The organism is Streptomyces anandii JCM 4720, from assembly GCF_014650655.1.
GTDB classification, from domain to species: Bacteria; Actinomycetota; Actinomycetes; order Streptomycetales; family Streptomycetaceae; genus Streptomyces; species Streptomyces anandii.
In genome coordinates this window covers 121,501-127,766 of sequence record NZ_BMVJ01000014.1, presented here as the reverse complement: position 1 = coordinate 127,766, position 6,266 = coordinate 121,501, and the positions used below count along the sequence as shown (strand labels likewise).

Here is a 6,266-nt window from a genome sequence, read left to right as displayed (position 1 = left end):
GTCCGCGTGACCACGTGGTTCGCCGGACAGCAACCGCCGTACCCACTGGACCTCTTCGCTCTCGATCGCGACGAGCCGCCGTTCGGCGACGGTGAGCCCGTCGCCGGTCACCTCGGCCGGGCTGTCCGGCACGATGCGGAAGGGCTCGCCGCCGGTGTGCCAGTCGATCGTCTCGACGGGCCCTGTGCCTCTCATCGCCTCACGCTCCCAGGTATGCCTCGACGACCTGCGGGTCGGCGCGCAGTCCGGCGGCCGGGCCGGCCACCGTCACACGGCCGGAGTCGATGACGTACCCACGGTGGGCGATCTTCAGTGCGGCCCGCGCGTTCTGCTCGATGAGCAGGACCGAGGTGCCGGCGCGGTTGATCGACACGATGGCGTCCATGACCTGGGCGACGACCAGCGGCGCCAGACCCATCGACGGTTCGTCGAGCATGATCAGCCGGGGTCCGGCGACCATCGCCCGGCCGATCGCGAGCATCTGCTGCTCGCCGCCGGAGAGGGTGCCGCCCTGCTGGGCCCGGCGCTCGGCCATGCGCGGGAACAGGTCGTAGACCTGCTCGATGCGCCGGTCGACCGACGCGCCGTCGCGCACGGTGTACCCGCCGAGCTGCAGGTTCTCGTGGACGGTCAGCCGGGAGAAGATCCGCCTGCCCTCGGGCACGTGCACGATCCCGCGCTCGACGATCGACCAGGGGGTCGCAGCCGTGATGTCCTCTCCGAACGCCTTGACGGACCCGGCCCGGGACCGCACCACGCCGGAGACCGCCGACACGGTCGTCGACTTGCCGGCGCCGTTGTTGCCCAGCAGGGCGACGATCTCCCTCTCGCCGACGGTGAGATCGAGACCGCGCAGGGCCTCCACCTTGCCGTAGGCGACTTCGAGGCCGTTGATGTCGAGGACCGTGTTCACGATTCCACCTCCGTCGTGCCGCCCGGACCCGCTTCGGCCGCGATCCGTTCCGCCTCCGCGTGCGCCTCCTCGTCCTCGGCGCCGAGGTAGGCCTCGATGACCGCCGGGTCGGACCGGATCGCCGCCGGTGTGCCGTCGGCGATCTCCTTGCCGTGGCTCAGGACGACGATCCGTTCGGACACCTCCATCACCAGGCCCATGTCGTGCTCGATGAGGACCACCGCGATGCCCAGACCGGCGATGCGGCGCATGAGAGCGAGCAGTTGGGCCTTCTCCCCGTGGTTGAGCCCGGCCGCCGGTTCGTCGAGCAGGAGCATCCGGGGCTCGCGGGCCAGCGCCCGGGCGATCTCCACGCGCCGCTGCTCGCCGTAGGGCAGGTTGCGGATCGGCGCGGTGCGGTCGTGGTCCAGGCCGACGAAGTCGAGCCACCGGTGCGCCTCGGCGGTGGCCGCGTCCTCGCCGCGCCGGTAGCGCGGGGTGTGCAGCATCGCGTCGAGGAAGTTCTGCCGGATGCGTACGTGCATACCGGCCCGGACGTTGTCGAGCACCGTCAGGTCGCCGAAGAGGCGCAGGTTCTGGAAGGTGCGGGCGATCCCGCTCGCCGCGATGACGGCGGGCCGCCTGCCGGTGATGCGGGCGCCGCCGAACGTCACCGTGCCTCCGGACGGCTTGTAGAAGCCGGTGATGCAGTTGAAGGCACTCGTCTTGCCGGCCCCGTTCGGGCCGATGACCGACAGGACCTCGCCCTCGTGGACGCGGAACGTCAGGCCGTCGACGGCGCGTACGCCGCCGAACTGGACGGCCATGTCCCGCACGTCGAGGAGCACCTCGCTCACGACGCACCTCCTCGCACTCGGCGCCCGCGCCGCCTCGCCTCGCCCGCGCGGGCCGGCAGCAGTCCCTGCGGGCGGAAGATCATGGCAACGATCAGCAGCAGGCCGAAGATGAGGTAGCGCCAGTTCTCCGCGCCGCGCAGCAGTTCGGGCAGCAGCGAGATCGCGAGGGCGCCGGCGACGACACCCGGGGTGGAGCCCATGCCGCCGAGGACGACGGCCATCAGGATGAGCGCCGACCACAGGAAGTTGAAGCTCGGCGGGGAGATCGCCGTCTGATGCGCCGCGAACAGCACGCCCGCGAGGCCTCCGAAGACCGCGCCGGCGATGTAGGCCGCGAACTTCACCCGGTAGGTGTGGATGCCCATCGCCTCGGCGGCGTCCTCGTCCTCGCGGACGAACCGCCACGCCCGGCCCAGCCTGCCGCGTCCGAGCCGGCCGGCGAACAGCACCGCGAGGCAGACGACGACGGCGGTGACCCAGTAGAGCGCGATGTCGGAGCGCAGGCCGAAGTCGCCGAAGCCGGGGATGCCGTACAGGCCGTCGGGTCCGCCGGTGAAGTCGAGGTTGTTCGCCGTGATGCGGATGATCTCGCCGAAGCCGAGGGTGACGATCGCCAGGTAGTCGCTGCGCAGCCGGAGGGTCGGACCGCCGATGAGTAGTCCGCCGGCCACCGCGGCGGCCACGACCACGGGGATCGTCGCGATCAGCGGCCAGCCGTACCTCGTGGACAGCAGACCCGAGGTGTAGGCGCCGATCGCGAAGAACGCGGCGTAGCCGAGGTCCAGGAGCCCGCAGTAGCCGACCACGATGTTCAGCCCGACCGCGAGCATCACGAAGATGAGCGCGTCCACCGCTATCCGGATGACGTACGTGCTGGAGTTCAGGTACGGCAGCGCCAGCGCGGCGAGGGCCACGCCGGGGCCGAGCCACCTGCTCGCCAGGACGCCCGGCAGTGTCCGGCCCGCGGACGGGCGGCGGTTCGGCTTCGGGGTCCCGACGCCTCGGCCCGCGAGCGCGACGTTCACGCGTCCGCGTTCCTCCACGGCGCCGGCGTAGGCCGAGGCCTCCTCGCCGGCGCGCAGGGTCGACTCGTCGTTCATCACACACGCTCCGTGACACGCTCGCCGAGCAGCCCGGTCGGGCGCACGGTCAGGAAGAGGATGAGGAAGCCGAACGCGAAGACGTCACGCCACTCGCTGCCGATGTAGGCGACCGAGAAGGACTCCAGCAGGCCGAGCACGACCGCGCCGAGCACGGCTCCGCGCAGGTTCCCGATGCCGCCGATGACCGCCGCGGTGAACGCCTTGAGTCCGATGACGAAGCCCATCAGGAAGTCGATCTTCCCGTAGTACACCCCGGCCATGACGCCGGCCGCTCCGGCCAGTGCCGAGCCGAGGAAGAAGGTCCGCGAGATGACCCGGTCGACGTTGACGCCCATGAGCAGGCAGGCTTTGGGGTCCTGCGAGATGGCCCGCATGGCGCGGCCCGTGCGGGTCCTGCGGACCAGGGTGTCCAGGGCGATCATGAGCACGACCGCGATGGCCGTCATGGCCAGTTGCGCGTACGTAAGCCGCGCGCCCAGGACGTTCAGCGTGCCGCCGCTGACGCCCATCTGGTAGACCTCCGGGTTCGGGCCGAAGGCGACCGCGATGCCGTATTCGAGTGCGAAGCTCGCGCCGACGGCGGTGATGAGGACGGACAGGCGGGGCGCCCCGCGCAGCGGCCGGTAGGCCACCCGCTCCAGGAGCACGCCGAGGCCGCCGGTCGCCGCCATGGCCACGAGCATGATGGCGATCAGCGCGAGCAGTCCGCCGCCGAGCGCGCCGGCGCCGACGCTGAGCACGGTGAAGCCGGCGAACGCGCCGACCATGTAGAGGTCGCCGTGGGCGAAGTTGAGGAGTTTGATGATGCCGTAGACCATCGAGTAGCCGAGTGCGACCAGGGCGTAGAAGGAGCCGACGAACAGGCCGCTGAACACGAGTTGGATGAAGTGGTCCATGCGAGTTCCCGGTACGTGAGGGGTGGCGGGGCCCGGGGCCGGCCGGCGCGGGCCGGCCCCGGCCCGCGTCACTTGTTCAGGACGAAGGTGTCGTCCTTGACGACGAGGATGTCGAAGCCGCCCACGCTCAGCGTGTGCTGGATGGTGAACTTCAGCGGGCCCGAGAAGAGCTTGAAGCCGTCGATCTGCTCGAGCGCCTTGGTGACGTCCCGGCCGTCGGTGGAGCCCGCCTTCCGCACGGCCTCGGCGGCGACGCGTACCGCGTCGTAGGCCTGGGTGGAGTACGGTCCCGGCTCGGAGCCGAACTTCGCCTTGTACTTGGCGACCCACCCCTGCCCGCCGGGGATGGTCTGCGGGGTCTGGGTCATCGTCGCGAACACGCCCTGTGCGTTCTTCCGGCCGGCGATCTTGATGAGCTTGCCGTCGACGGAGCCGTCCGCGACCATGATCCGGCCCTGGTAGCCGGCGGCCCTGAGCTGCTTGATGAGCAGTCCGCCCTCCTGGTAGTAGCCGGTCCAGTAGACGAAGTCCGCCTTGGAGTCCATGACGGCGTTGACGGCGCCGGAGTAGTCCGACTCCCCCGCGGTGACCGACTGGTGGCCGGCGACCTTGACGCCGAGCAGTCCCAGCCGGTCCCCGGTGCGCTTGGTGATGTCGGTCGAGTACGAGGTGTTGTCGTCGATGAGGGCGACGCTCCTGCTGCCCTCGGCCTTGATGAACTTCGCGGCGGTCTCGGCCTGTTGGATGCCGGTGCCGTTGATCAGGAAGACGTTGCGGCGCTGCTGGGTCAGCAGGTCGGCGGAGTTGGCCGCCGGGATGATCATCGGGATGTGCGCCTTGTCGAAGATGCTCAGCGTCGGCAGGGTCGCCGAGGAGCAGTAGCCGCCGACGGAGACGTCGACGCCGGCGCTGACGAGCTTGGCGGCGCCGGCGGCCGCGGTCTTCGGGTCGCAGGCCTCGTCCTCGACGGTGAGCGAGAGCTTGCGGCCGTCGACACCGCCCTTGGCGTTGATCTCGTCGACGGCGAGCTGGGCGCCGTCCTTCATGTACGGGCCGATGGCGGCCGAGCTTCCGGTCAGCGGGGTGAGCATGCCGAGCCTGAGGGTTGCGGAGCTCTTGCCGCCGCCGGAAGCGTCGTCGGTGAGGTCGCCACCGCATGCGGTGAGGGTGAGCCCGAGGGCGATGGCGGCCACCGCCGTGGTGCCGCGACGAATGTGGGTCATGCCTTACTCCATCTCGCGTTCTGCAAGGTGTGACATTGCACAGTTGGCTGGGCACCAGGGAGGTTCTGGTGGAGTGATTCGGCCGGTACCGGCAGCGGGTCATCGTGTGACACCGGTCCGCCGCCGACGGGCGGCGACGTATCGGATGCCGAGGTCACCCGTCTGCAATGTGTGACATTGCACAGACCATAGCTCCCGCTGCCGCGGGGCGGGAGCCCTGTCGCCACTTGTGATGGAGGCGTGACTTTTCGGCCATTCCCGTATGCCGCGGGTGCGGCGTGCGGGGGTTTCTCAGAGGGTGAAGCCCGCCGGGTAGGGGTCCGTCGGATCGAGCAGGTACTGCGCGGTTCCGGTGATCCAGGCCCGGCCGGTGACGGACGGGAGGATGCCCGGCCGGTCCCCGACCGTGGTCTCGCCGAGGATGCGCCCGGTGAACCGTGAGCCGATGAACGACTCGTTGACGAAGGCCTGTTGGACCCCCAGCCGGCCGCGGGCGTGGAGCTGTGCCATCCGGGCGCTGGTGCCCGTGCCGCACGGCGAGCGGTCGAACCAGCCCGGATGGATCGCCATGGCGTGTCGCGAGTGCTCCGCCGTCGATCCGGGAGCCTCCAGATAGACGTGGTGACAGACGTTGATCGCAGGGTTCTCCGGGTGGACGACCGGGTTCTTCGTATTGATCGCGTCCATGATGGCGAGACCCGCGTCCAGCATCCGCTGCTTCTCGGCCCGCGCGAAGGGGATGCCGAGATCCTCGAGGCGTACGAAGGCGTAGAAGTTGCCGCCGTAGGCGATGTCGTAGCGCACCTGTCCGTACCCCGGCACGTCGACGGACTGGTCCAGGGCGTGGCAGTACGAGGCGACGTTCTCCAGGGTCACCGATTCGGCGTGCCCGTCGCGCACTTGGACGCGGGCCGTGACGAGCCCGGCGGGTGTGTCGAGCCGGACCAGGGTCTCCGGTTCGGTGACCTCGACCATGCCGGTCTCGACGAGGACCGTCGCGACGCCGATGGTTCCGTGCCCGCACATCGGCAGGCAGCCGGAGACCTCGATGAAGAGGACCCCGAAGTCGGCATCCGGCCGGGTCGGGGGCTGCAGGATCGCCCCGGACATCGAGGCGTGCCCGCGCGGCTCGCACACCAGCAGGGTGCGCAGGTCGTCGCGTTCGGCGAGGAAGCGCTGCCGACGCTCGAACATCGTCGCCCCGGGCAGGACGCCCACGCCTCCCGTGATCACACGGGTCGGCATCCCCTCCGTGTGCGAGTCGACGGCGTGGTAACAGACGGTCGAGCGCATCG

At 70.2% G+C, this 6,266-nt stretch carries 6 protein-coding genes and 1 pseudogene; all 7 read right to left on the bottom strand.

Annotated elements, in window-relative coordinates:
• A pseudogene (locus IE249_RS38350) lies at positions 1-195 on the bottom strand (proline racemase family protein); the annotation flags it as partial.
• A gap of 4 nt (positions 196-199) precedes the next feature.
• Positions 200-913: an ABC transporter ATP-binding protein gene (locus tag IE249_RS24190; RefSeq protein ID WP_189707823.1), complete on the bottom strand. Its 714-nt coding sequence runs from the start codon at positions 911-913 to the stop codon at positions 200-202.
• A complete protein-coding gene (locus IE249_RS24185; RefSeq protein ID WP_229859174.1) occupies positions 910-1,749 on the bottom strand; it encodes an ABC transporter ATP-binding protein in 840 nt (279 codons plus the stop codon). The genes IE249_RS24190 and IE249_RS24185 overlap by 4 nt, the downstream gene beginning before the upstream one ends.
• On the bottom strand, positions 1,746-2,849 hold the full coding sequence (locus IE249_RS24180) for a branched-chain amino acid ABC transporter permease (RefSeq protein ID WP_189707822.1): 1,104 nt from the start codon (positions 2,847-2,849) through the stop codon (positions 1,746-1,748). Before IE249_RS24180 ends, IE249_RS24185 begins: the two co-directional genes overlap by 4 nt.
• A complete protein-coding gene (locus IE249_RS24175) occupies positions 2,849-3,748 on the bottom strand; it encodes a branched-chain amino acid ABC transporter permease (protein WP_189707820.1) in 900 nt (299 codons plus the stop codon). Before IE249_RS24175 ends, IE249_RS24180 begins: the two co-directional genes overlap by 1 nt.
• A gap of 68 nt (positions 3,749-3,816) precedes the next feature.
• Positions 3,817-4,971 carry a branched-chain amino acid ABC transporter substrate-binding protein gene (locus IE249_RS24170; protein WP_189707818.1) on the bottom strand — a complete coding sequence of 385 codons (1,155 nt, stop codon included), beginning with the start codon at positions 4,969-4,971 and terminating at the stop codon, positions 3,817-3,819.
• Between the two features lie 291 nt (positions 4,972-5,262).
• The gene (locus IE249_RS24165; RefSeq protein ID WP_189707816.1) at positions 5,263-6,264 is read right to left on the bottom strand and encodes a proline racemase family protein; all 1,002 of its coding nucleotides are present in this window, start codon (positions 6,262-6,264) and stop codon (positions 5,263-5,265) included.
• Positions 6,265-6,266: the final 2 nt, after the last annotated feature.